Here is a 24,792-nt window from a genome sequence, read left to right on the forward strand (position 1 = left end):
TTCGCAGATAAAAAAAATCTGCATAATCTCTAAAATCTGCGAGAGATCTTAAAAACAAAAAGTTCAGGTTTTGCCGAGGGCACTGAAAAAGTAAACTTCATTAAAAAAAATAAGCAAAACTTTAAAAGTTTTGCTTATTTTTTTATCTTCAATGTAAATTTCAATAGCAAAGCAAATGTTAATACAGCAAGAAAAACTTCCGTTGAGTGCCTATTCCGGTTTGTATGATTTAATTGTACCGAAGGAAAACCTTCTTAGAAAAATTAATGAGCTGATTGATTTTTCTTTCATCTATGATGAGCTTTTGAGCAAATACTGCTTAAACAATGGTCGCAATGCTGAAAGTCCGGTACGGATGTTTAAATACCTGCTTTTAAAAAGTATTTATACAGTTTCTGATGTAGATGTGGTAGAGCGTTCCCGGTATGATATGTCCTTTAAATATTTCTTGGATATGACTCCGGAAGAAGATGTAATCAATCCCAGTTCCCTTACAAAATTCAGAAAACTGCGTTTGAAAGATAGTGATCTTTTAAGCTTGCTCATTGGTAAAACCGTGAGTATTGCGATTGAAAAAGGCATCATCAAATCCAGATCCATCATTGTAGATGCCACTCACACCTTGTCGATGAGCAATCCTTTTTCAACGATAGAAGTATTGCGGGAGCGCTCAAAACTGCTTCGCAAGACCGTTTATCAGTTTGATGAAGAATTTAAAACTAAAATGCCCTCAAAAAATATTGAAAATGATTTAAACAAAGAATTGGATTATTGCAGAGAACTCGAAAAACGCATTGAAAACGAAGCTTCTATCAGGGAGATTCCTGCTGTAAAGGAGAAGCTGAATCTTTTGAAGGAAACAGTGAGAGACACCGGGGAGCAGATGGTTTTTTCAAAAGATGCCGACGCTAAAACGGGTCACAAATCGGCTGACAGTTCTTTTTTCGGATACAAAACGCACTTGGCGATGAGCGAAGAGCGGATTATTACGGCGGCCGTGGTAACTTCGGGAGAAAAAGGCGACGGCCCGGAACTGCCAAAATTACTGCAGATGAGCCAGGACAACGGGATGGAGGTAGATGCCATCATTGGTGACGCTGCTTACAGCGGAAAAGAAAATCTGAAAATTGCGGGCGAACAAAATATTAAAATAGTAGCCAGACTTAATCCTTCCATCACCCAGGGTTTTCGAAAAGATGAAGACCGTTTTGATTACAATAAAGATGCCGACCGTTTTGTGTGTCCTGCAGGGCATTTGGCGATTCGCAAAGCTCGTGGCGGGAAGAAACACGTAGGCGGAAATCAAGTGGATACCTATTATTTTGATATTGAAAAATGCAAGGTTTGCCCATTAAAAGAAGGATGTTATAAAGAAGGAGCAAAATCTAAAACTTATTCGGTTTCCATAAAATCAGACTTACATAAGGAGCAAATGATTTTTCAGGAAAGCGATTATTACAAAGAAAAATCGAAACACCGCTATAAAATCGAAGCCAAAAACAGCGAGCTTAAAAACGTACACGGCTACGACAGGGCGATTGCAAATGGTATTGAAAATATGCAAATGCAGGGTGCAATGGCTATTTTCACTGTCAATTTGAAGAGAATCCTGAAATTAATATAGAGAAATCGATCTATACTCCGTCTTTTATAAACATCGCAGGCGTGGCGCAATATCAATCCCGTTAAACCTCAAAAATTTGATACTGAAAAAAAGAAAAAAAGCTTATTACGAAGGTTTAATTTTCGTAATAAACTCTTAATTCTAAATCCAAATCAATTGGTAATTCTATATGAACGGGGTTTTTCAGTGCCCTCCCAATTATCAAAGGCTTTTGTATGCAGAAGAAACCAAATACAGCAATGGAGAAAGCTCACTTTTCCTTATCAATTCAAGAGAAAATAAAGTGATTGATGCGCAGGAAAAATTTATTTCCATTAAAACTAAATTTCTGAAAAGCTTTAATAAACTGAAGTGGATGAAAGAGAATTTTTCATTGTAAAATTATCATTCAGAAAAAACTCTCGCAGATTTAGCAAATTTCGCAGATAAAAAAAATCTGCATAATCTCTAAAATCTGCGAGAGATCTTAAAAACAAAAAGTTCAGGTTTTGCCTGAACTTTTTTTATATCTAAAAATTAAACTCAATATCTACTCTTCTTCCGATAACTGTTCGGATTGGGAACCGATGAAAGGAATTTTTGGAGCTAAGAAATATCCTGTTAAGCTCGCAAAAAGTATCGGAACAAAATAAGTGAAGCCCGTTAAAGTTCCCAAAATAATCGTAGTACTCATCGGCGTTCTGGTGACACACGCATTGATTGCTGCCATACAGCTTACAATCGCCAATGTGGTATCAATACTTGGAAATAGATTATGAATAATTAATCCCAATGTCGTTCCCACAAAAAACAACGGAATGATGAAACCTCCTCTCCATCCTGAAGTTACCGTGATCGCAATGGCCAAAATTTTAAAAATCAAAATAATAATTAAAAAATTCAAGGCATAATTTCCGTTGATTAATTGATTTACTTCGTTGTGACCAAAATATCTCGTCAATGGAAAATAGAATGCGATAATTCCTAAAATAATTCCGCCAACGCAGGTTTTGATATAAATTGGAAATTTTCTGTATTCAAAAACTTTTTTGAAAAATTTTACGACAAAAATAAAGATCCAGCCGAATAAAGTTCCTACAATTCCAAACAGCGAAGCATAAAGGAAATCATAAACTCCTGTGTAATGATAAGCTTTCAGATCCCAGGTCGCCCCGATTCCCAAATGGATAATCAAAGCAAACATCAGATAACTGAAACAGCTCGCCACCAATGCAGGAATAATCGCTTTATAATATTCTACTGCGTGTTTGTGGTGCAGAATTTCCAGAGAAAATAAACTTCCTCCAAGCGGAGCCCCGAAAAGTGCCGTAAAGCCAGACGCCATTCCGGCAATACTTAAAGAACGTAATTCCTCTCCTTTCAATCTGAATAATTTTCCAAGATACGTTCCTGTAGAACCTGTGACCTGAACCAAAGGTGCTTCCGGACCTAAACTTCCTCCCGATGCCACACAAAAAAGTGATGATAAGATCATGGAAGGATTATTTTTAGGATCTAGCTTTCCTTTATTAAATCGGATATTGTTTACAATTAAATGAATCTCCCCGGGATCACCAATAAAGTGAATGACAAGTCCAGCCAGCAATCCTGAAATTGCCATCGTTGGAATCACCATCCAGCCTTGAAATTCAGCTAAAAACTCAGTAAAATGCTCGAGGACGATCCAGTATAGCCCGGCGATAATTCCGCCCACGAGCCCTGTAATCGCCCACATAAAAAAAGTACGGCTGAATACAAAAGGATTAAACCTGATGGGTTGATCCAACAAATTAAATGTTTTGATAATCCGTCTTCTTCTGTTAATTCTCATTTTGATTTATTTTACATTTAAAAAAATAATCATCATTTGTTATACTGTTTTACCAGTCTTTTATTCAAATTTCACCACAATAGGTTGGGAAAAATTTTGTGTAATAGGTTTGTTTTCAAAAAACAAAGGTTTTTCCAAACCTCCGATCGCATAGAGGAATAATGCGCTGATGATATTGAATTCTGTACCTGAAGTTCCGCTGTATTTTATTTTTTTAAATTTTCCATCTTCATCTATCAGGAAATTTAAAGTACAGCGATGTGTTTCATCTGAATCATTTGTCATTAAATAAGTAGGAAAATCAATCGTCAGTCGTTTTTGTAGATCCAGAATTTGTTGACCATTTTCTATCTGGGCAAGCGATGAAATTCCACCATTAGCTCCTACTTTTCCAATCACAATATCTTTATCATAAATATTTTGATACAGATTTTTCAGATCTCTTAGTTTTTCTCCATAAAAATGTCTGTATTTTTCATCATATAAAACAGAATTTTTCTGGAAATTGTAATGACTGATACTATCAGAAAAGCGCTTTTGTATATTCTTTACTTCTGTTAATATATTTCCGTTCAACAATTTTCCTTTTGTCTGCGCATTCATTTTATGAATACTTAGAAAGGAAATTATCAAAGTGAGAAATAATGAAAAACGACTGTTCAAATTCATTTTTAAGGAATAGTTTACTGCAATTTAGCCTTAACAAAATAAAAAATCAGCATCAGCCAGCTTACAATCATAAACAAACCTCCAAGAGGAGTAATCGGACCTAAGAACTTCAAATTTGCCCCCAAATAATCCTGCAAACTTAAAAGATAAATACTGAAAGAAAATAGCATTGTCCCTGCAATCATCAGAATAGAAATCCATTTTTGTGATGATGTGTCGAATTTTAAAATATACCCTGCAATCAATAAAAAGAACGCAGCATACATCTGGTATCTCACTCCTGTTTCAAAGCTTTCCAGCCTTTCTACAGATAAAATTTTCTTTAAAGCGTGCGCGCCGAATGCACCTAAAATCACGGATAACATTCCGTATACGGCACCAAAAACTAAAGTAATTGTTTTCATCTTATAACTCTTCTAATTCTAGTTTTAAATATTTTTTTGTATTATAATCCTGCCAGGTTCCTGTAATCTTATTACCTTTTATGTCTGCTTCTATTGCAGTTTTTAAGATCCACATACGGGTTTCCTCGCTGTAATAATCGCTTTCCAAAAGTGATACATGATTTCCTTTCAGCTTTCCATGCCATTCAATCAGTTTTTTATTCTTATTGTACCAATATTTTGCAGAAAGAGAACCGTCGTCATATACCTGATCGATTAACATCGTTATAGGATATTTACCGTCAATACTTCCTTTATAAAGCTTATGATCCAAACTTGTTTTATCAACTTTTTCAGAACCCGACAACAAATTTTTCGCGTAGGAGCTCCAATATGTATCCAAATCTTTATAAGGAATATCCACAACATGATCTCCCAATTCATCCAATGCTCTCATGGCATGATTAGAACATCTTCCGGCAATAAACCTGAGTTTATCCTTTCCGAAATAATATCTTATACTTTCCAGTTTATAATTGGTATAGCATTCTTCGTAAATCGAAATTTGATCTGCCACTTCTGATGATGGATCTTTCTCCGATTTTAATTCCACAAGAAAATCATTGATTTCCTTTTTTACACTTTTCTGAATTAAATTTTCAATGAGTTTTCTTGAATCTGGTTGAAAAAGATCTTTGGCATTGATTAAATTTCCTGTTCTCAGATCAAAGTTTTTCCAAATTGAAAAGCCTTCTGGATATGCTCCTGTTGCTTCACCATCTATGGCAATGCTCAAAATATTTTGTGGAGTTTCCATTTTCTCCCAACTATAAAAATAGACATAGTTAGAATAAGAGGTTTTTCCTGACAACACCAATTTTGAAGGACTTTCTCCAGAACCGGGAATATACTCCAACTGATCAACCTGCAAAAAAGTATTGATTTTATTTTCAATTCTCGGATTTTGAGAATAAGAAACCAACGGAAAATTGAAATCTTCCATTTTTGGCGGCAAATTCTTGATGGTCACATTTTTCTGTTGAGAAAAACCTAAACCCGAAATCAATAAAAAGAATAAAATTTTACTTTTCATTATTTTGATGCTAAATACATTAAAATAAATTTTGCGACCAACGTTGAAATCCCCAAAATAATAAACATCGTAGCAAATTTTTTAGAACTTCTAAACCCCGGATTATTGGTTTTCTTTAAAAATAATCCGAACATTAAAAATATAATTGGCAGGATAATTTGCAACATTATTTTTCTCTTAAACGGTTAAATTCATTAATAACTTCATGATGCGTTACCGTTTTATCTTTAAAATAGGTTACAAAATGTTGTTTTTCTTCTTCTGTTGCACCCATTTGGTTTAAAATATTCAGTAAATGCATTTTCATGTGACCTTTCTGAATTCCTGTGGTAATTAAAGAACGTAAAGCTCCAAAATTCTGAGCCAGTCCTGAAACCGCCAGAATACTCATTAATTCCTGAGCAGAAGGTTTTCCAAGAAGAGCTAAAGAGAATTTCACCAAAGGATGAAGATTGGTTAAACCTCCCACAACGCCTACCGAAATCGGAAGATCGATCCAGAATCTGAAAATTCCGTTGTCGGTTGTACAATGCGTTAGTGAAGAATATTTTCCGTCTTTTGCAGCGTAGGCATGTGCGCAGGCTTCCGTTGCTCTGAAATCATTTCCGGTCGCAATCACCACTGCATCTACTCCATTCATAATTCCTTTATTGTGAGTCGTCGCACGGAAAGGTTCAATTTCAGCAATGGTTACGGCTTGCTTAAATTTTCTCGCAAACTCTTCATTTGAAATTCCGCTGTCGTCTTTTAAATCCTCAATTTTACAAGAAACCTCAGCTCTTACGATACAATCTGGCGTAAAATTGGAAAGAATGTTCATCACCACCTGCAAAGAATTTTTCTCTTCCTGAGTGAAATCTTCACTAATCGCGATCTCCTGTTTTAATGTTTTTCCAAACTGTTCCAGACAAGAATTAATAAAATTCGCTCCCATGGAATCCACCGTATCAAAACTTGCCTTCAACTGATAATAATTCGGCATTTCTGAAGTTTTATCAATCAGTTTGATATCTAAAATTCCGCCGCCACGATTTCTCATGTTTGATGTGATGTCATTCGTCGCTTCTATTAATTTTTTCTTTAAATTGAAATTAAAAAAATGAAGCAGTTTGTGAGATTCAACATTAAAAATAAAATGGGTATGCCCTAATTTTTCGTTGTTGATGATCGTTGTTTTGAAACCTCCTTTATCGATCCAGAATTTAGCGGCTTTAGAAGCAGCTGCCACAACCGAACTTTCTTCAACCGCCATCGGCAGAGCGAATAATTTTCCGTCAATTAAAAAGTTGGGAGCAATACCGTAAGGCATATAAAAATTGGAAATCGTATTCTCAGAAAACTCATCATGAAGCTTCTGCAAATCAGCATTTTCATTCCAGTATTGATTTAATATATTTTGATATTCGTTGTTTCCTTCAAGGTATTCGTTTACAAGCCAATCGATTTTTCCTTGTTTTGTAAGCTTGGAAAAACCTTCAACGGGTTTATGATTCATAGGGATATGTTATTTCTTTTAGTGGGAATCGTAGTTTTACGACTTCACGCATAAATTAATGACCGTAAATATACTAATTTTGTCTCTGTATTTTGTTGATAACTTCAATGAAAAGATGTTGACTTTTATCAATTTTGGAATTATTTTTGAACAAAAGTTAATCCTTAAAATTAAAAATTTCACTCAATAAAAATGAATTTTGACCGCCTGAAAGAAAAACTCGAAATCCTTGCTGATGCAGCGAAATATGATGTTTCATGCTCATCCAGCGGAGGTTCGAGAAAGAATAAGAAAGGCGCTTTGGGAGACAGTTCTGCAAGCGGGATTTGTCATACCTATACCGAAGACGGGCGCTGTGTTTCGCTTCTCAAAATTCTCTTAACCAACCATTGCATTTACGATTGTGCCTATTGTGTTTCCAGAAGTTCAAATGACATCAAAAGAGCTGCTTTTACAGTGGAAGAAGTGGTGGATGTAACCATCAATTTTTACCGCAGAAATTATATTGAAGGCTTATTTTTAAGTTCAGGAATTTTCAAAAATGCAGATACCACGATGGAACGTTTGGTTCGAGTAGCGAAAAAATTACGCTTGGAAGAGAATTTTAACGGATATATTCATTTAAAATCAATTCCGGGAGCAAGTGATGAACTGATGCAGGAAGCTGCTTTGTATGCCGACCGATTATCAATCAACCTTGAAATCCCTACCGAAAGCGGTTTAAAATTATTGGCTCCCGAAAAAAATAGACAGGATATGCTGAATCCGATGAAATATATTCAAAACGGAATTGCGCAATATAAAGACGAAAAGAAAATTTTCAGAAAAACGCCAAAGTTTGCTCCGGCTGGTCAATCAACGCAAATGATCGTCGGCGCAACCAATGAAAACGATTTGCAGATTATTAAAGTTGCGGATTATTTTTATAAAAATTTCAGTTTAAAAAGAGTGTATTATTCGGGTTATGTTCCGGTTTTGGAGGATAAAAGATTACCGTCTTTAACCACGGAAGTTCCGATGCTTAGGGAAAACCGTTTGTATCAGTCGGATTGGCTGATGCGTTTTTATGGTTTTAAAGCAGAAGAAATTTTAGATCCCACCATGCCGTTTCTTGATTTGGAAGTGGATCCGAAATTGAGTTGGGCTCTAAGACATTTGGATCAATTTCCAATAAATCTTCAAACCGCAGATTATCAGATGATTTTGAGAATCCCCGGAATTGGGGTGAAAACCGCTCAGAAAATTGTCAGTGCGAGACGTTTTCAGGTGTTGAATATAGATCATTTAAAAAAATTAGGCGCCGCTGTAAACAGAGCAAAATATTTTATTGATTTCAATGCTGGAAATGCTTTCCTGAAATATTTAACAGATCAAAATTTGAAGAAATTGTTGATTGGCGGAAGTTCCTCAAAGTTTCATAATCAATTTTCGCAGCAGTTGACTTTGTTTTGATTTAAACACAAATTGCACGAATCTTCTCACGAATGGGCACAAATCATCTTTTTTAAATAAATGATAAAATTATCATTCTGAAAAGAATCGATCTTTTTAACAAACGTCCATATTTGCTAAATTTAGATATAATTTGTAATTTCGAAGAAAAGAATTTATCATGAATGTCAGTTTTACAAAAAAGCAGGAAGAATATATTTCAAATCAGATAGAATCAGGCGATTTTCAGAACGCAAGTGAGGTTGTTCGCGATGCTTTGCGACTTCACGAAGTTTATCGCCACCGAGTTATTCAGGATTTGAAAGCAGAAATAGAAAAAGGTTGGAGCGATGCCTCAAGCTCTCGTTCTGTAAAGGACATTATCCAAGATAAAAAAGATAAAATCAGTAATGTCTAAAAAAATCTATATTTTATCAGAAATTGCTGATAAAGATTTGGAAGATATTTTTGATTACACTTTGGCTGAATTTGGATTGGACCAAGCTGAAAGATATCTTTTGGAATTTGAAAAAAGTTTTCAAAATTTACTTTTAAATCCACAATTAGGAAAAAAAAGAGATGAAATAAAAAAAGGCTTATATAGTCTGCCGAAAGACAATCATATTATATTTTATCGAATTTTACAGAATAATATCAAAATTGTTAGAATTTTGCATGGAAGCAGAGATATTCCAAAATATTTTTAATTGATAAGTGATAAGCCTTTTGGAACCTAAACTCTAAACTCCAAACCCTAAAACTCTCAAACCCTCCCACCCAAAATGACCACTCTACTTTACGACGGCAGTTTCGACGGACTTTTCACCGCGATATTTGAAGTTTTTGAATATCGATATAAAGATGTGGAAATTGTAAGCAGAGAAAGATTTCATCAGGAAAATATTTTCGCTGAAATTCATGAAGTGATTACACAAAATGATAAGGCGGAACAGGTTTTAAATAAATTAGAACAAAATATCGGAAAATCGGGAGTTCATCAATTACTGAAAGTTTTTTTATCCGAAAATATCGAACTGGAAAAAACTATTTTATCTGCCGTTCAACAATCCATCAAACATCCCGATGAAAATATTCTGCAAAATTACGCAGACAGTGATATTTTAAAAATCTCAAAAATCTGCAAATCCGTTGATAGAGAAAGACATCGAATGACCGCATTTGTTCGTTTTGAAAAAATGCAGGACGACGTTTTTTTTGCAAAAATAGATCCTGATTTTAATGTGGTTCCTTTAATTCTAAAACATTTTAAAGACCGTTATCAGGATCAAAAATGGATGATTTATGACCTTCGAAGAAATTATGGAATTCTTTATGATTTAGAAACCTGTGACTTCTTTTATCCTGAAGAAAAATTAGATTTGCATCAATATCAACAGAAGTTTCATGATGATGAAAAAAACTACCAAACGCTTTGGCAACGGTATTTTACAAAGACCAATATTGCCGAAAGAAAAAATTTGAAACTGCATATCCAGCATGTTCCGAGGAGGTATTGGAAGTATTTAACTGAAAAATGGTAATTCGGTTATTTTATTTCTGAATTGTCCGCAATGCTTTTTTAACAATATACCTTGTCTCTTTTGTCGGACTTTCATCAAGCCATTTCTCACATAAATCTTTCACAAAATCTGGCTGTGACTTGCTTGCATCATTTAGCCAGTTTCCAACACTATCCTGAACATATTTTGCTTCGTCAGACTTCATTGGATTTAAAATTTGTAAACCTAATTCAGGATTTTGTTTTAATTCTTCAATATGCGCACACCAAACTCCTCGTGGACGCGTAGATTCACTGGCAAAACGCCTTATGTTTTCATCTTTATCGCTCGTCCACGCTGATAAAATCTGTAAACTCGCATTAAGATTTTCGGAAATATCAGACCTTACCGCCATCCAACAAATTTCGCGAACACCAAAATGTTGATCGGCTGCGAAGATTTTTATTTTTTCTAATTTTTCACTAATACTCAAACTCTGATCTTTACCAATCGTATAAGTCGCCCAACAACGAATCAAATCTGATTGATGATGAGAAATAATCTGTAAAAACTCAGAATCATTATTTTCTAAAGTCAGATTAAAAATACTGGTTCCAATCGCCTCATTAATGGTATTGACGGTTTGTTTTTTCAAACTGTTGATGTTTTCTAAAACGGGCTGAAAATAGGCAAATCTGTCATTTTGTTTCAATACATTTTCAAGCAGAATTTTCTGATCAACCGCAAGCCATTCTGTAAGATTTACGGTTTCCATTTTACCTTGATTGAGTTGCTTTAAAATTTCCTGTGGAATATCTTTTACAGAACGTGCGCCTTTTCGTTTTTCAGTCATAATACTTTTAATTATTAACTTTACAAAGATCTAAAAGCTTTACAAAAGAAGCAATACCGCATATTTTTCGCCCATAGAGATAAAAAAGTCAATTTTATGAATACAAAAGAACGCGCTGAAGAAAATAAAATTTGTCCGTTGGAAGTTGCTGTGAATACCATCAGCGGAAAGTGGAAAATCCCTATCGTATGGCAGATTAATGAAGGTAAGAAACGTCCGAGTGAATTTCTGCGCGGCATTGCCAAAGTAGACCGAAGAGTCTTAAATCAGCAGCTTAATGAAATGGTCGCCGATGGAATTTTATTGAAAGAATCCTTCAATGAGCTTCCTCCGAGAGTTGAATATCGTTTGACAGAGCTGGGGGAAAAACTGGTGAGCGTTCTCTGGCAGCTGAATGACTGGGGGTAAACTGTTAATTTCTGAAGAATAAAAATTTTAACTTAATCATATCCAGACTCATATTTTAATCAAAATGATCAATTAACAATTTCAGGAAGATGCATTTTATAAGTTTTACACATGAGATCTATTTTCAATTCTTCAAATATTAGAAGTTTTTAATCATTTATATTCAAATCTCCTATAAAGTTAATGTTATTATCTGAACTTGTTTTTGTAGATTTGTGTTCGAAATTTTTTACTAGATGAAAGAGAGTGCTGTAAAAAAAATTGCAGTTCTTACTTCCGGAGGAGACTCCCCGGGTATGAATGCTGCATTGAGAGCGGTAGTAAGGACCGCCAATTATTATAACATAGAATGCTACGGAGTAAGAGAAGGCTACAATGGCCTTATCAACAACGATTTCCTGAAAATGGGACCTCGTTCCGTAAAAAATATAATCAACCAGGGGGGAACTATTCTGAAATCTGCCCGTTCCATGGAATTTAGAACCAAAGAAGGTCGTCAGAAGGCTTATGATAACTGTGTAAAGCTTGGTATCGACGGTTTGGTGTGTATCGGAGGAGATGGAACTTTTACCGGAGCTAAGATTTTCAATGAAGAATTCGGAATTCGTGTAATTGGTATCCCGGGAACGATCGACAACGATATCTTCGGAACAGATAATACGATTGGTTACGACACCGCATTGAATACCGCGATGGATGCCATTGATAAAATTCGTGATACGGCCACATCGCACAACAGAGTTTTCTTTGTGGAAGTAATGGGTCGTGATGCAGGATTCATCGCTTTAAATAGCGGATTGGCAACGGGAGCTCTGGATATCTTGATTCCTGAGAAAAAGGACAGTATTGACGAACTTTTTGCCAACTTCAAAACTGCTGAAAAATCAGGAAAATCTTCAAGCATTGTGGTGGTTGCGGAAGGTGAAAAATTAGCCAACGTTTACGAATTAGCAGAAAAAACAAAACTTTCTTTCCCGGATTATGACATTCGTGTTGCGATTTTGGGACATATGCAGAGAGGAGGTTCTCCGAGCTGTGCTGACAGAGTATTGGCGAGCAGACTGGGCTATGGTGCAGTAACAGGATTAATGGAAGGACAAACAAACGTGATGGCAGGAATGCGTTCTAATGATGTGGTGTATACGCCAATTGAAGAGGCCATTAAAAAACATAATGAAATCAACCAGGATCTTTTATTGATTTCAGAAATTTTAGCAATCTAATATTTTTTAATATAAATTAAAAACAAACTATTATGTCAACAATTAAAGTAGGTATCAACGGGTTTGGTAGAATTGGACGTCTTGTGTTCAGAGCAATGACTGAAAGAGATAACATCGAAGTTGTAGGAATTAATGACCTTATCGATGCTACATACATGGCTTATATGCTTAAATATGATTCAGTTCACGGGATTTTTCCAGGTGAAATTTCTGTAGAAGGTAACGACCTTGTAGTAAACGGAAAAAGAATAAGAGTAACAGCTGAAAGAGACCCTAGTAACTTAAAGTGGAATGAAATCGGTGCAGATTACGTAGTAGAATCTACTGGTTTATTCCTTGATAAAGACAGTGCTGCAAAACATATTACAGCTGGTGCTAAGAAAGTAATTCTTTCTGCTCCTTCAAAAGATGATACGCCAATGTTTGTAATGGGTGTAAACCACACAGAACTTACTGACGATGTAAAAATCTTGTCAAATGCTTCTTGTACTACAAACTGTTTAGCTCCTTTGGCTAAAGTAATTCACGATAACTTCGGTATCGTAGAAGGTTTAATGACAACTGTACACGCAACAACAGCAACTCAGAAAACTGTTGACGGTCCTTCAATGAAAGACTGGAGAGGTGGTAGAGCTGCGCTAAACAACATTATCCCTTCTTCTACAGGTGCTGCTAAAGCGGTAGGAAAAGTAATTCCTTCTTTGAACGGAAAACTAACAGGTATGTCTTTCAGAGTACCAACAGTTGACGTTTCTGTAGTAGATTTAACGGTAAGATTAGAAAAAGCAACTTCTTATGAAGAGATCTGTGCTGCTATCAAAGCTGCTTCTGAAGGTGAATTGAAAGGTATCCTAGGATACACTGAAGATGCTGTAGTTTCTCAAGACTTCATCGGAGATAAGAGAACTTCAATCTTCGATAAAGATGCTGGTATCATGCTTTCTCCTAACTTCGTAAAACTTGTTTCTTGGTATGACAACGAAATGGGTTATTCTAACAAGTTAGTTGATATGCTAATCCACGCTGCTTCTTTATCTAACTAATAAAGTTTTTAGCTTGAAATATAAAACAACCTTCCGATTTGGGAGGTTGTTTTTGTTTACATTATTTTTTAAAATAGCTGATTAAGCGGAACTCCAAACTTTACACCCCAAAAACTTTCATCAATTCCAGCATCATAATTATCAAAAGATGTTGATCTCCAAAAAGGTTCTATGTTTATAGTTGTTTTTCCATCTTTATCTTTCAATGGAAACATAATGCCTACACTGTAAATATTTTTATTACTTGTAAATGTTGTTGTTCCAGGAGTAATAAATTCTTTGTTTTGATATCCTAAATCTAAACCAATTAAGTTTTGCTGGCCAACAGGAATAAAACACAAAAGCTGCACAGATATATCTCTTTTATATCTTTTTTTTAACTTATTAAGATCTGTTATATAAACACTTTGCTCTCCCATATCATAGTATACTGTATTATTCGTTCCATTACCATATTGAATCCTATTCCAGTCTACTGTAGAAAATATTTCAGAAAGTGACGTTTTTCTTGAATATGAAAGTTGGCCGTTTAAATAAAATATAAGACCATTTTTTAAACCATAGAAAATATTTCCAGATAATGAAAAATATCCTCCTCTTATATTTTTATTAATAGGATCTAAGACTGATTTTTGAACATTAATGCTATCAATTATTTTTAACTTATCTTCCGCATAACCTATATCCAATTTGGTCCACGCAAGAATTTTCGTTGTCCAATAATTTTTATAAACTGTATTTTCATACTTTTCAACTTCTTGATGATATAATCGTTTATAATCATTACTATCTTTTTCTTTATTTATAAGCTTGTCTAATTTTTTTTTTGAGTTTTTTTCATCAATTATTTTGTCTTTTATTAACCCGTAAAGTTCAGAATGCTTTGGGTATTTCTTTGAGAAATTATAAAAATATTTTGAGTACCAAAGAGCCGTCCAACTTCCTCCTACTTGAAGTTTTTTCCTGTCAGAAAAATCGAAAAAGCCATTATTATTTAATTTACCGCTTGTATTTACCGCAAGAATGTGTTTAAATGGCTTTGAAAAGTTATCTGCATGGACGACATAGTTAATAGGGCTAAAGGAAAAACTCTGCTCATTTTTATCAACAGATAAAGCTGCATATTTTCCCACTTGCGTATTATCTGCTGCCCCAGTAATTAACAATGAAAAATCTTTTTTTACCATTTGAGTAAATGTATAAGTTGATACAAGAGGACTAAACTCATCTTTGGCTACAAAAATAGAATCTGCCTTTGACAATTTAATAAGCAATGTATCTATATCTAATTCTTCATTTCTTTTTTCTTGTCCAAACACTATCCCCGCGCAACCTAGCAGAAACAGTAATAATAATTTTGTTTTCATGGCTATTAATTTTTAATACAAATTTTCAAAATCCAGAAATACAAAGAAATTACCCGTTTGTGTAATTTTTAAACATAAAAAAAACCTCTCAAATAAATGGGAGGTCGTTAGTTTATCATTTCCAAACAACTAATAAAGAAAAGAATAAACCGTTTAATTTTTTTCATTCCTGATTTTCACCTTAGCGTAAAAACTAAAATACAGGAAAAGCTCAAATTACAAATAACTTGCAGCTAAAATGAGCCCTTACGGTTATTAATTTAGACAAAGGTTGGAATTTTATCCTGTGAAAAAAATAACCCTTTTGGGGTATTTTTATGTAAACTTTAACTATTTTAGCCCAAAATTCAAAAATGGAGACTCCCGATAAGAAACACCCTTTGCTTGAAGTGTGGAAAACCTATCCCAGAATGAGGAAGGAAGGCAAAAAATTCTTAAACACTCCCCCTATTGAACGCATTATTGGTGAAATGTTTGCCATTGGTGAGTTTTATTATTACGTGATGAATCTTACGACCAGCACTCTTTCTCATCATCACGAAAATATCCTGAAACTTCACGGACTTGAAAAATATCCTGAAAACCTGAAAGAAGTCATAGATCTTACTCACCCCGACGATATTCCGTTTGTGATACAGGCAGAGCAGACCGCTATTCAGAAAATGATAGAAATCGGTCTTGAGCATCAGCTTTATTTAAAGATCAGTTACTGCTTCAGGATGAAGACCTCAAAAAATACGTATGAACTCTTCCATCATCAGTCCATTCACACCATGGAAGATGAAGATGGACAGCTTGTGCAATCGATAAACATTCATACCAATATCAATCATATTACAAAACAAAATCCCAATACAGTACTTATTTGCGGGATTGGGCCAAGAAACGATTTTCATCAAATCAAACTTCAAAATTTTAATCAAAATCCTTTATTTTCTGAAAATCTTACCAAAAGAGAAATTGAAGTGTTGGCACTTATCGCCAAAGGTTATTCAGGGCGTGAGATTGCCCGGATTTTGATTTTATCTGAACATACCGTCCGAACACACCGAAAGAATATTCTAAAGAAAACAAATTCCCGAAACAGCAAAGAATTACTGAAAAAAGCTTTTGAGGCAGGCGTTGTTTAAGTGTTGATTTTTAATAAGGATCGATTCATCATTGATAGATTTAATCAAAATCTGACAAATCTCACTGTGGAATTTCGGTGTAAAACTTGTATTTTTATATGAAATTAAAGGGATGATTTTACAACCTCGATTTAAAGATTCGCCACATTTCAAAGATTTTTGGAGCCATGGAAACGGAAAACAGCTGACTGATTTTTCCGGAGCTGAACTGAGCTTTGATGACTTTGAAAAATTTTCTCCTTATTTCTATGATGTGGATGAAATTGGTGATCAGGTGGTAAGAGAGGTTTATTTAACAAAAAAATTTCAGGAAGCTTCCAGAGAAATTGAAGGCTACATCCGAAATGGCGTATCTGAAAATGATCATGTTCCAGAAAGTGTAAAAAAATTATTCCTTCAAACGCAAAAAGTTCCGGATTGGCTGGATTATGACTTAATAAAAAGCGGCGCCGAACTTTGCATGAGAAGCAATCTGGATTCATTGATTTCCCTCAGAGATTACTGCCTGATTGGCGGATATGATTATGCTTACCTCAACAAACCTCTGATCGCTACCGAAGCCTTGAAAAAAGGAGCCGTAAAACGTCTTTCGGAAACATTGGATTTTTGGGTGAATGCCACAAGATACGATGCTTTGGAAATTCATAAAAAAGGCTATGAATTTGCCATTAAGACAAGATTGATTCATTCTTACGCCAGACTTTCCATTAAAAAATATGATAAAGATTGGGACACCGAAAATTGGGGCGAACCCATCAATTCCTGGGATATGATGGCGACTTATATAGGTTTTAGCCTTGTTTTTCTTCACAGTTTGAAAAAATTGGGAAATACATTTTCTGAAAAGGAAGAAAAAGGACTTTTTCATCTTTGGAAATATGTGGGTTATCTCCTCGGAATTCCTGAAAACCTTTTACCCAACGATAAAAAACAGGCGACGGAATATTTTTATTTATGGACTTCCGTGCAGCCGCCTTCCGATAAAGATTCTGTTCTATTGGCTCATTCTTTGTTGAATGAATCATTGGAAAACCCTATTTTAAAATATCAGTTTCAAAGAAAAAATTTAAGATATCTCCACATTTGCTGCACCTGGTTTTTACTCGATGATGAAGTTTGCAAAAGGCTTCAGATTCCGGATGTTTCCAATAAAAAAGCTTTCCCGCGAACGAAATGGGTTATCAACAGAATTTATGATTCCATCGTCAGCCGAAAAGCAAGAATAAAAAAAGGAAATAAGGACCAGATGAAGGTGTTGGAAGATTATTTAGCCATAACAAAAAACTCTAATTTTCATTAAATTAAAAATGAATTTATGAGCATGCATCCTTTTAATTGTTAACTGTTTAAGAAATAAAATTTTATATTTTTTTAACTATAAAAACAGTTTCCACAAAGAAAAAACATTAGTTTTTGATGTTTAAATTATGTATTTTTGAGAAATTATTAAAGACAAGATGAGTAATATTGACGATAAGAAAAAAGCACTGGCTTTGGTGCTTGACAAGCTAGATAAAACGTACGGAAAAGGAACGGTAATGACGTTGGGAGACAACTCGGTAGACAATACCATCGAAGTGATTCCTTCGGGTTCTTTAGGATTAGACATCGCTCTTGGAGTGGGTGGATATCCTAGAGGAAGAATCATCGAAATCTACGGTCCTGAATCTTCTGGTAAAACAACTTTAACGCTTCACGCCATTGCTGAAGCTCAAAAAGCGGGTGGTATCGCTGCTTTCATTGATGCTGAGCACGCTTTCGACAGAACTTACGCTGCAAAATTAGGAATTGATTTGGAAAACCTTATCATTTCTCAACCGGACAACGGGGAGCAGGCTTTGGAAATTGCAGATAACCTGATTCGTTCAGGAGCAATCGACATCGTGGTGATTGACTCTGTTGCAGCCCTGACTCCAAAAGCAGAAATTGAAGGTGAAATGGGAGATTCTAAAATGGGTCTTCATGCAAGATTGATGTCTCAGGCATTGAGAAAATTAACGGCAACGATCAACAGAACAAAATGTACGGTAATCTTCATCAACCAGTTGAGAGAGAAAATCGGTGTGATGTTCGGAAATCCTGAAACGACAACGGGGGGTAACGCATTGAAATTCTATGCTTCTGTAAGAGTTGACATCAGAAAAGCAAGTGCACCAATTAAAAACGGAGACGAAGCTGTTGGTAGCCGTGTGAAAGTGAAAATTGTAAAAAACAAAGTAGCTCCACCTTTCAAAATGGCTGAATTCGACATTATGTATGGTGAAGGTGTTTCTAAAACAGGAGAAATCCTGGATCAGGCTGTAGAACAGGGAATCGTGAAGAAAAGCGGATCTTGGTTCAGCTATGAAGAAACAAAACTGGGACAAGGTCGTGATGCAGTGAAAGAAGTTTTAAGAGACAATCCTGAACTTTCTGAAGAACTGGAGAATAAAATTAAAGAAGAGATTGCTAATAAAAAGCAGTAAGAAGAGCTTCTTGCAATTAGCTTTTTGCTATTGGCTTTACAATGAAAATGATCAGTTTTCAAAAATAAAGTAATAAATTATTTCAGAAACTAAGTTTCTGAAGACAAATAAAAAAACGGCGAATCATTTAGATTCGCCGTTTTTGTTGTATTAATTTCTTTATTTAAGCAGACTTAATATTAGGGTTTATCATCAGTTAACTCAAATCCCCAATCTCTTCCTTTTTGTGTAGCGGGAACACCTTTAGTCATCCACAACGGAGCTTTTGCGCCTTTAAGATAATAATCAAAGAATTGCTGCTCACGAATCTGGATATCTTTTCTGTTCTGACGTTTCATCAGGTTATGGTCATCCCCATTATAATTCAGAAGCCAAGATGGCTTTCCTAGACGACGCAATGCTGAAAACATTTCAATTCCCTGATACCAAGGCACTGCACCATCTTTATCATTACTCATGATTACAACCGGAGTTTTTACTTGATCTATCGCAAAAAGCGGTGAATTTTTAATATAAAGATCCGGAGCTTCCCACAGATTTTTCCCTAATCGGCTTTGTGTTTTTTCATATTGAAACTGACGATTCATTCCTGAACTCCAACGAATTCCTCCGTAAGCTGAAGTCATGTTTACAACAGGTGCACCACTCCATGCCGCAGCGTACATATCAGTATGTGCGATAAGATACGCAACCTGATAACCGCCCCAACTTTGTCCCTGAATTCCTATTTTAGAACCATCGACCCAAGAATTTTGTTTTAATTTTTCAACTCCTGAATTGATATATTCCATCGCAGATTCTCCAGGATAGCCATCAACATACGAAATATCAGGTGTGAAAACCAAATATCCGTTGCTCACAAAATAAGAGATATTTAACCTTGAAGGCGTTGGAGCCGGAGCTACATAACGATTTAGGTTATCCGAAAGTTTTTCGTAGAAATAAACGATCATTGGATATTTTTTGTTCGGATCAAAATTTTCTGGTTTAAACAAAACACCTGTTGAAGAATTTCCTTTTGGCGTCGTCCAGTTGACCAATTCGTCTGTTCCCCAGTTGTAAGTATTTTGTTGAGGATTGGTATTGCTCAATTTTTGTTGATTTGAAAAATCGGTTGTTGCAAAAATATTTGGCGAATCGGTGTAAGATTCTTTAACTAAAATATATTCTTCTGCATTTTTGGCCTTTTGAAGCGTTCTATACCCCCAAACATTTTCCATCTGAATTTTTACAGGATCTTTACCAGCCTGAATCGTTATTTTAAAAATTCCGTTGGCTTTCGATGTATTGTCAAACGCTGATAAATAAATAGAAGATTTTCGGTTTACACTTTTAATATCTTTATCTAAATCGTAGGTATCAAAAGTGATTTTATTTTTTCGCCCGAATCCGTTGGTGATATTTCTTGGCTTTTTAGAACCATTCAGGAAAAATTCCCAAAGATCATAACGGTCTCTGATAATAACCGATTCATCATTATCCGTCCACGAAGCAATTCCATAAGAACCCGGAAAATCAGGCATATCAAAATCTTCGTCAACGAAAGAAACTGATAATTCATTATTTAATGGAAGCGTCTGTTTTGTTTTCACATTATAACTGAACCATTTTCCTTTTTCTCTATCAAAAATCACAACGAACTTTCCAAGAGGTGAAACAGAAACTGCTCCGTTCAGATTTTTGATGACTTCTGTTCTTTCACCAGTTTTATTATCGATAAGGAAATAAGTCTTCTTTGTTGAACCCTCCCATTGCGAAGGAATACGATTGTTGAAACTCGTAATTCCCAGTGTAAATTCGGCATCTCCGTCGTTTATCAATCGTAAAGTATCAAGATTTTCCCCGTCAATAGTCGTAAAGAAATCCGGTTTATCGGTCTGCATCACCGCAGCGTAAGATTTTTTAAGATCATCTTTCAGCTCTTTCAACTGAACCGTTTGCAGGTAATCATCTTTATAATTCCAGATATCAACCACTGCATGATCGTTAGCAATCATTGCTGTATCCCTTGCGATAGGTTTTGGCGCAACTCCAAAATACAGCTGTTTTCCGTTTTTACTGAATTTCGGCAAGCGGTTTTCAGAAACTACCCAGTTCTTTTTCATTTGTGAATTGTCGTTGGCTATAATTTCCTTCTTTTTTCCTTTAACATTAAAATAATACAGCTGATACAATTTCACCAGATCATTCTGCGCAGAAGAAGTTCCCACATACGCCAACTGATTTCCTTCTTCATCAAAAGATAATTGTGAAAAATCACCTTCCATTTCAGAAATTTTATCCACAGTTCCGGTTTGCAAATTCACAACCTGTACCGTTTGAAGGGCATATTTCTTAGGCTTAGATTTATCTGTTTCCTTTTTAGCCACAGATTTATCATCCAAAGAATCTTTCTTTTCTTTTTTATCCTTGCTTGGCTTTTCCTCAGGCTTTTTGGTTACAAAAACGAGTTGTTTTCCGTTATTGCTGAATTCATAACGAGATACATTATCGTAAGTCGTACTTTTACCGTCCAAAAGATTTCGAACCACCAATTGCAATGGTTTTGCATTTTTATCATCATCTTTCTTTTCGTCCCCATCTTCTTTATCCGAAGCATCATCTGAAGATTTATCTTTTACATTTTCCAAAAGGTACGCAACATAAGAATTCCCTTTTTCAGGAATTTTAAAACCTTTTACATTAGGAATTTTCTCCGTTTTACCCGTAGAAAAATCAACAATTGCCAAGCTGTCTTTTGTCAATTTATCTTGCTTTAATTTTTTATCCTTTACCGCCTTGATATCTTTATATAAAGGACGAATCTGGAAAACAGCAAATCTGGAATCATTTGTTAATTCCACTTTTATTGCTCTTGGAAACTTCTGAGATTTTTTATTTTTAACGGAATATAAAAAAAGGTTGGGATTTCCTTCCTGAACATCAACAGAATAGGCGATCCATTTTCCGTCATTGGAGATTTTTCTTGAACCGATGTTTTGCCAACTGTCATAAACAGAGTGATCCAACGGCTTTTTCTGTCCATACATAAAACTGGTCATGATGAGCAGAACAAAAACTGTACATTTCAACTTCATTAGTAAGTAAATTTTAAAGTTTAAAAATAAGGTATTTTGATGAAAAAAGTGTTATTTGGACGGGAGATAGAGGCTGGAAGATTGAAGTTAAAAGCAGATCGCTAATATTTTAGGTTTATTTAATAAGATCACGGAACAGAACTTCCAGCTCCCATCTTTTAGCCTCCATCATTAAAAACAATGTCAAAATGTCACTTTTATCCAAACGGTATTTTTTTTGAGAAAGAAATAGAAAATTAAAAACAAAAATTATTATGACTAAAGGAAATATTAATGTATCTGTGGAAAATATTTTCCCGCTTATCAAAAAATTTCTTTACAGTGACCACGAAATATTCTTGAGAGAATTAATCTCTAACGCAACGGATGCTACTTTAAAATTAAAGCACTTAACAAGCATTGGCGAAGCAAAAGTTGAATACGGAAATCCACAGCTTGAAGTAAAAATCGATAAAGAAAATAAAAAGCTGACCATCATCGATCAGGGAATCGGGATGACGGCTGAGGAAGTTGAAAAATACATCAACCAGGTGGCTTTTTCAGGGGCTGAAGAGTTTTTGGAAAAATATAAAGACACGGCGAAAGATTCAGGAATTATCGGACATTTCGGACTTGGATTCTATTCTGCATTTATGGTGGCTGAAAAGGTTGAAATTGTAACTAAATCATACAAAGACGAGCCAGCCGTTCGTTGGATCTGCGACGGAAGTCCAGAATTTACTTTGGAAGAAACCACCGATAAAACAGACAGAGGAACGGAAATTATTCTACACATCGCAGAAGATTCTGTAGAATTTTTAGAAGAAGCAAAAATCCGTGAGTTGTTGTTGAAATATAACAAATTCATGCCTGTGCCGATTAAATTCGGAACTAAAACGCATACTTTACCATTACCGGAAGGTTCTCCGGAAGATGCGGTTGCTGAAACTGAAGAAGTAGACAATATCATCAACAACCCCACTCCGGCCTGGACAATTGCACCAAGTGAACTGACGAGTGAAGATTATATGAAATTCTACCACGAATTGTACCCAATGCAGTTTGAGGAGCCTTTATTTAATATTCACCTAAATGTTGATTATCCGTTCAATTTAACGGGCGTTTTATTCTTCCCGAAATTGAGCAATAATTTAAATATTGAAAAAGATAAAATTCAATTATATCAGAATCAGGTATTTGTAACGGATGAAGTAAAAGGTATCGTTCCGGATTTCTTAATGCTTCTTCGTGGAGTGATTGATTCTCCGGATATTCCGTTGAACGTTTCTCGTTCGTATTTACAAGCTGATGGCGCAGTGAAGAAAATTTCGTCGTATATCACGAAGAAAGTGGCCGACAAAATGTCTTCTTTAATCAATGAAAACCGTGAAGATTACGAGAAAAAATGGAATGACATTAAAATCGTTATCGAGTACGGAATTGTAACAGAAGAAAAATTTGCCGAAAAAGCAGATAAATTTACATTATATCCTACAACAGACGGAAAATACTTCCTTTGGAATGAATTAGAAGAAAAAATCAAACCAAATCAAACCGATAAAGACGGAAAAATGGTTGTTTTATACGCTTCTAATACAGATGAGCAGCACAGCTATATCCAGTCTGCCAAAGATAAAGGATATGAAGTTTTACTGTTAGATTCTCATATTATTCCTCACGTTATTCAGAAACTGGAAACTTCAAAAGATAATATTTCTTTTGTAAGAGTAGATTCAGACCATATCAACAATCTGATCAAAAAAGATGAGCCGATTATCTCTAAATTAAATGATACTGAAAAAGAATCATTAAAGAAAAATATCGAAGAGTCTGTGAATGACACTAAATTCACTGTTCAGCTGGAAGATCTTGACAGCACAGATGCTCCGTTTACGATTACCCAACCGGAATTTATGAGAAGAATGAAGGATATGCAGGCAACCGGCGGTGGCGGTATGTTCGGAATGGGCGGTTTCCCGGAAATGTATAATTTGGTGGTAAACTCTAACAGTGAATTTGCCAATCAGGTATTGAAAACTGAAAATGCAGAAGAAAAAGAAAGCTTAATTAAGTATGCTTTAGATTTGGCTAAACTTTCTCAGAATTTGCTGAAAGGAAAAGATCTGACGGACTTTATCCAGAGAAGCTACAAGCAATTGGAAAAATAATCTAACTAATTTATATTGAAAAATCGGGGCTGGAAACGGCTCCGATTTTTTTGTGGAAAATCCTTAATCTGTTAAAAAGACCATTTAGTAGTCAAAAATAACCATTCGGGCTATAATTTTTTTAATTTCCTGGATCTTGAAATATCTTTGCTTCAACAAATCGAGATAACAATACATAAAAATAAAAACCATGAAAACTAAAGCAATCTTAACTCTTCTTTTCGTATTAACGTTACAATTTTTCAACGCTCAGATGGATGATAAATTTTATCAGCCTAAAAAAGAACTGAAGCCGATAGAAAATATGAAATACGAAAATCTAAGCCTTCCTGTAGATAAAGATACCATCACCGCTATTTTTATAAGACCTGCCGCAGCAAAACCGAAAGCTACGATCCTATTTTTCCATGGTGCGGGCGGAAATGTAAGTTCTTACACTTTTATGATTAAACCTTTAGTTGATGACGGATTTCAAGTCGTAATGGTTGATTTCAGAGGCTACGGAAAATCCAGCGGTACCCCGACTCATAAAAATGTGGCAGAAGACGGACAGAGATTCTTTGATATTATCACCAAAAGAGAAGATGTGAAAAATACAAAAGTCCTTCTTTACGGAGCCTCTTTAGGTTCGCAAATCGCCACTCACCTTTCAAGAATCAACAAAGATAAAATTTCAGGGCTGATCATCGATGGCGGAATGTCCTCCTTTGCCGATATCGCATCTGCTTTTGCTCCTGATTATAAAAGCGTGATCGAGCAGGCTTTAGCTTCTGTGTATGCTGCGAAAGAAGATATCAAATTTACACAGGGTCTTCCCAAACTTTTCATCTACAGTAAAAATGACAGAACGGTTCCGTATTCTCAGGGAGAACTTATGTTTGCGAATGCTTCTGAACCGAAACAGTTTTTAGAATTTTCAGAAGATCATTTGTTAGCAGTGAAAGAAAAACCGGCAGATGTGGTGAAGGCGGTGGAAGCTTTATTGAAATAAAATCATTTCCATATTATAAAATTTCGGCAGGGCATTACGTCTTGCCGAAACTATTTTCACTTACAAAAGTATAAGATTTTCATT

Annotated in this window: 22 protein-coding genes; 14 read left to right on the forward strand and 8 right to left on the reverse strand. The window is 35.1% G+C overall.

The annotated features are described in order from the left end of the window. Positions 1-175: 175 nt before the first annotated feature. Both VUJ46_RS11305 and VUJ46_RS11310 read left to right on the forward strand, forming a co-directional pair. Positions 176-1,624: an IS1182 family transposase gene (locus VUJ46_RS11305; protein WP_326980898.1), complete on the forward strand. Its 1,449-nt coding sequence runs from the start codon at positions 176-178 to the stop codon at positions 1,622-1,624. A gap of 169 nt (positions 1,625-1,793) precedes the next feature. Further along, the gene (locus VUJ46_RS11310; protein WP_326980899.1) at positions 1,794-2,003 is read left to right on the forward strand and encodes a hypothetical protein; all 210 of its coding nucleotides are present in this window, start codon (positions 1,794-1,796) and stop codon (positions 2,001-2,003) included. A 150-nt stretch (positions 2,004-2,153) separates the two neighbouring features. Here VUJ46_RS11310 and VUJ46_RS11315 read toward each other — a convergent pair whose 3' ends face one another. The 5 genes from VUJ46_RS11315 to VUJ46_RS11335 all read right to left on the reverse strand — a co-directional run bounded on the left by VUJ46_RS11315 (position 2,154) and on the right by VUJ46_RS11335 (position 7,074). Beyond that, positions 2,154-3,434, reverse strand: a complete 1,281-nt coding sequence (locus VUJ46_RS11315; protein WP_326980900.1) for a chloride channel protein — start codon at positions 3,432-3,434, stop codon at positions 2,154-2,156. Between the two features lie 60 nt (positions 3,435-3,494). Next, complete coding sequence (locus VUJ46_RS11320) at positions 3,495-4,037, reverse strand: hypothetical protein (RefSeq protein WP_326980901.1); 543 nt, start codon at positions 4,035-4,037, stop codon at positions 3,495-3,497. 80 nt (positions 4,038-4,117) lie between these two features. Then, on the reverse strand, positions 4,118-4,507 hold the full coding sequence (locus VUJ46_RS11325; RefSeq protein WP_326980902.1) for a DUF423 domain-containing protein: 390 nt from the start codon (positions 4,505-4,507) through the stop codon (positions 4,118-4,120). A gap of 1 nt (position 4,508) precedes the next feature. Continuing rightward, entirely contained in the window at positions 4,509-5,579 is a 1,071-nt protein-coding gene (locus tag VUJ46_RS11330) for a hypothetical protein (RefSeq protein ID WP_326980903.1), read from the reverse strand. A 166-nt stretch (positions 5,580-5,745) separates the two neighbouring features. Beyond that, the gene (locus tag VUJ46_RS11335; protein ID WP_326980904.1) at positions 5,746-7,074 is read right to left on the reverse strand and encodes a hydroxymethylglutaryl-CoA reductase, degradative; all 1,329 of its coding nucleotides are present in this window, start codon (positions 7,072-7,074) and stop codon (positions 5,746-5,748) included. 192 nt (positions 7,075-7,266) lie between these two features. Between VUJ46_RS11335 and VUJ46_RS11340 the strand changes: the two genes are divergently transcribed. From VUJ46_RS11340 to VUJ46_RS11355, 4 genes are all read left to right on the forward strand, one after another. Continuing rightward, a complete protein-coding gene (locus VUJ46_RS11340) occupies positions 7,267-8,526 on the forward strand; it encodes a putative DNA modification/repair radical SAM protein (protein ID WP_326980905.1) in 1,260 nt (419 codons plus the stop codon). 160 nt (positions 8,527-8,686) lie between these two features. Further along, positions 8,687-8,923, forward strand: coding sequence for a type II toxin-antitoxin system ParD family antitoxin (locus VUJ46_RS11345; protein ID WP_326980906.1), 237 nt, complete (start codon positions 8,687-8,689; stop codon positions 8,921-8,923). Further along, on the forward strand, positions 8,916-9,212 hold the full coding sequence (locus VUJ46_RS11350) for a type II toxin-antitoxin system RelE/ParE family toxin (protein ID WP_326980907.1): 297 nt from the start codon (positions 8,916-8,918) through the stop codon (positions 9,210-9,212). The genes VUJ46_RS11345 and VUJ46_RS11350 overlap by 8 nt, the downstream gene beginning before the upstream one ends. Positions 9,213-9,287: 75 nt before the next feature. Beyond that, positions 9,288-10,046 carry a TIGR03915 family putative DNA repair protein gene (locus VUJ46_RS11355; RefSeq protein ID WP_326980908.1) on the forward strand — a complete coding sequence of 253 codons (759 nt, stop codon included), beginning with the start codon at positions 9,288-9,290 and terminating at the stop codon, positions 10,044-10,046. Between the two features lie 10 nt (positions 10,047-10,056). On the opposite strand, the gene VUJ46_RS11360 is transcribed toward VUJ46_RS11355, so the two are convergent. Continuing rightward, entirely contained in the window at positions 10,057-10,857 is an 801-nt protein-coding gene (locus VUJ46_RS11360) for a DNA alkylation repair protein (RefSeq protein WP_326980909.1), read from the reverse strand. Positions 10,858-10,953: 96 nt separating this feature from the next. Between VUJ46_RS11360 and VUJ46_RS11365 the strand changes: the two genes are divergently transcribed. The 3 genes from VUJ46_RS11365 to gap all read left to right on the forward strand — a co-directional run bounded on the left by VUJ46_RS11365 (position 10,954) and on the right by gap (position 13,531). Next, on the forward strand, positions 10,954-11,265 hold the full coding sequence (locus VUJ46_RS11365; protein ID WP_326980910.1) for a winged helix-turn-helix transcriptional regulator: 312 nt from the start codon (positions 10,954-10,956) through the stop codon (positions 11,263-11,265). A gap of 236 nt (positions 11,266-11,501) precedes the next feature. Further along, entirely contained in the window at positions 11,502-12,488 is a 987-nt protein-coding gene (gene pfkA, locus VUJ46_RS11370; RefSeq protein ID WP_326980911.1) for a 6-phosphofructokinase, read from the forward strand. A 32-nt stretch (positions 12,489-12,520) separates the two neighbouring features. After that, a complete protein-coding gene (gene gap, locus VUJ46_RS11375; protein WP_326980912.1) occupies positions 12,521-13,531 on the forward strand; it encodes a type I glyceraldehyde-3-phosphate dehydrogenase in 1,011 nt (336 codons plus the stop codon). Between the two features lie 68 nt (positions 13,532-13,599). On the opposite strand, the gene VUJ46_RS11380 is transcribed toward gap, so the two are convergent. Continuing rightward, positions 13,600-14,898 carry a hypothetical protein gene (locus tag VUJ46_RS11380; protein WP_326980913.1) on the reverse strand — a complete coding sequence of 433 codons (1,299 nt, stop codon included), beginning with the start codon at positions 14,896-14,898 and terminating at the stop codon, positions 13,600-13,602. A 353-nt stretch (positions 14,899-15,251) separates the two neighbouring features. Here VUJ46_RS11380 and VUJ46_RS11385 point away from each other — a divergent pair, with 353 nt between their 5' ends. The 3 genes from VUJ46_RS11385 to recA all read left to right on the forward strand — a co-directional run bounded on the left by VUJ46_RS11385 (position 15,252) and on the right by recA (position 18,493). Further along, a complete protein-coding gene (locus VUJ46_RS11385) occupies positions 15,252-16,028 on the forward strand; it encodes a response regulator transcription factor (protein WP_326980914.1) in 777 nt (258 codons plus the stop codon). A gap of 112 nt (positions 16,029-16,140) precedes the next feature. After that, on the forward strand, positions 16,141-17,328 hold the full coding sequence (locus VUJ46_RS11390) for an oxygenase MpaB family protein (RefSeq protein WP_326980915.1): 1,188 nt from the start codon (positions 16,141-16,143) through the stop codon (positions 17,326-17,328). Between the two features lie 157 nt (positions 17,329-17,485). After that, positions 17,486-18,493 carry a recombinase RecA gene (gene recA / locus VUJ46_RS11395; RefSeq protein WP_326980916.1) on the forward strand — a complete coding sequence of 336 codons (1,008 nt, stop codon included), beginning with the start codon at positions 17,486-17,488 and terminating at the stop codon, positions 18,491-18,493. Between the two features lie 179 nt (positions 18,494-18,672). Here the strand turns inward: recA and VUJ46_RS11400 are convergent, their stop codons facing one another. Next, entirely contained in the window at positions 18,673-21,570 is a 2,898-nt protein-coding gene (locus VUJ46_RS11400; RefSeq protein ID WP_326980917.1) for a S9 family peptidase, read from the reverse strand. Between the two features lie 254 nt (positions 21,571-21,824). On the opposite strand from VUJ46_RS11400, the gene htpG reads away from it, so the two are divergent. Both htpG and VUJ46_RS11410 read left to right on the forward strand, forming a co-directional pair. Beyond that, the gene (gene htpG / locus VUJ46_RS11405) at positions 21,825-23,717 is read left to right on the forward strand and encodes a molecular chaperone HtpG (RefSeq protein WP_326980918.1); all 1,893 of its coding nucleotides are present in this window, start codon (positions 21,825-21,827) and stop codon (positions 23,715-23,717) included. A gap of 190 nt (positions 23,718-23,907) precedes the next feature. After that, entirely contained in the window at positions 23,908-24,708 is an 801-nt protein-coding gene (locus VUJ46_RS11410; protein WP_326980919.1) for an alpha/beta hydrolase family protein, read from the forward strand. The last annotated feature ends 84 nt before the right edge of the window (positions 24,709-24,792 follow it).

It is taken from the genome of Chryseobacterium sp. MYb264 (genome assembly GCF_035974275.1).
Classification (GTDB): Bacteria; Bacteroidota; Bacteroidia; order Flavobacteriales; family Weeksellaceae; genus Chryseobacterium.

Excerpts from the sequence above, each read along its gene's own strand:
- VUJ46_RS11305 (WP_326980898.1), top strand. The coding sequence starts at position 176 with ATGTTAATACAGCAAGAAAAACTTCCGTTGAGTGCCTATTCCGGTTTG.
- VUJ46_RS11310 (WP_326980899.1), top strand. The coding sequence starts at position 1,794 with ATGAACGGGGTTTTTCAGTGCCCTCCCAATTATCAAAGGCTTTTGTAT.
- VUJ46_RS11315 (WP_326980900.1), bottom strand. The coding sequence starts at position 3,434 with ATGAGAATTAACAGAAGAAGACGGATTATCAAAACATTTAATTTGTTG.
- VUJ46_RS11320 (WP_326980901.1), bottom strand. The coding sequence starts at position 4,037 with ATGAATGCGCAGACAAAAGGAAAATTGTTGAACGGAAATATATTAACA.
- VUJ46_RS11325 (WP_326980902.1), bottom strand. The coding sequence starts at position 4,507 with ATGAAAACAATTACTTTAGTTTTTGGTGCCGTATACGGAATGTTATCC.
- VUJ46_RS11330 (WP_326980903.1), bottom strand. The coding sequence starts at position 5,579 with ATGAAAAGTAAAATTTTATTCTTTTTATTGATTTCGGGTTTAGGTTTT.
- VUJ46_RS11335 (WP_326980904.1), bottom strand. The coding sequence starts at position 7,074 with ATGAATCATAAACCCGTTGAAGGTTTTTCCAAGCTTACAAAACAAGGA.
- VUJ46_RS11340 (WP_326980905.1), top strand. The coding sequence starts at position 7,267 with ATGAATTTTGACCGCCTGAAAGAAAAACTCGAAATCCTTGCTGATGCA.
- VUJ46_RS11345 (WP_326980906.1), top strand. The coding sequence starts at position 8,687 with ATGAATGTCAGTTTTACAAAAAAGCAGGAAGAATATATTTCAAATCAG.
- VUJ46_RS11350 (WP_326980907.1), top strand. The coding sequence starts at position 8,916 with ATGTCTAAAAAAATCTATATTTTATCAGAAATTGCTGATAAAGATTTG.
- VUJ46_RS11355 (WP_326980908.1), top strand. The coding sequence starts at position 9,288 with ATGACCACTCTACTTTACGACGGCAGTTTCGACGGACTTTTCACCGCG.
- VUJ46_RS11360 (WP_326980909.1), bottom strand. The coding sequence starts at position 10,857 with ATGACTGAAAAACGAAAAGGCGCACGTTCTGTAAAAGATATTCCACAG.
- VUJ46_RS11365 (WP_326980910.1), top strand. The coding sequence starts at position 10,954 with ATGAATACAAAAGAACGCGCTGAAGAAAATAAAATTTGTCCGTTGGAA.
- pfkA (WP_326980911.1), top strand. The coding sequence starts at position 11,502 with ATGAAAGAGAGTGCTGTAAAAAAAATTGCAGTTCTTACTTCCGGAGGA.
- gap (WP_326980912.1), top strand. The coding sequence starts at position 12,521 with ATGTCAACAATTAAAGTAGGTATCAACGGGTTTGGTAGAATTGGACGT.
- VUJ46_RS11380 (WP_326980913.1), bottom strand. The coding sequence starts at position 14,898 with ATGAAAACAAAATTATTATTACTGTTTCTGCTAGGTTGCGCGGGGATA.
- VUJ46_RS11385 (WP_326980914.1), top strand. The coding sequence starts at position 15,252 with ATGGAGACTCCCGATAAGAAACACCCTTTGCTTGAAGTGTGGAAAACC.
- VUJ46_RS11390 (WP_326980915.1), top strand. The coding sequence starts at position 16,141 with ATGATTTTACAACCTCGATTTAAAGATTCGCCACATTTCAAAGATTTT.
- recA (WP_326980916.1), top strand. The coding sequence starts at position 17,486 with ATGAGTAATATTGACGATAAGAAAAAAGCACTGGCTTTGGTGCTTGAC.
- VUJ46_RS11400 (WP_326980917.1), bottom strand. The coding sequence starts at position 21,570 with ATGAAGTTGAAATGTACAGTTTTTGTTCTGCTCATCATGACCAGTTTT.
- htpG (WP_326980918.1), top strand. The coding sequence starts at position 21,825 with ATGACTAAAGGAAATATTAATGTATCTGTGGAAAATATTTTCCCGCTT.
- VUJ46_RS11410 (WP_326980919.1), top strand. The coding sequence starts at position 23,908 with ATGAAAACTAAAGCAATCTTAACTCTTCTTTTCGTATTAACGTTACAA.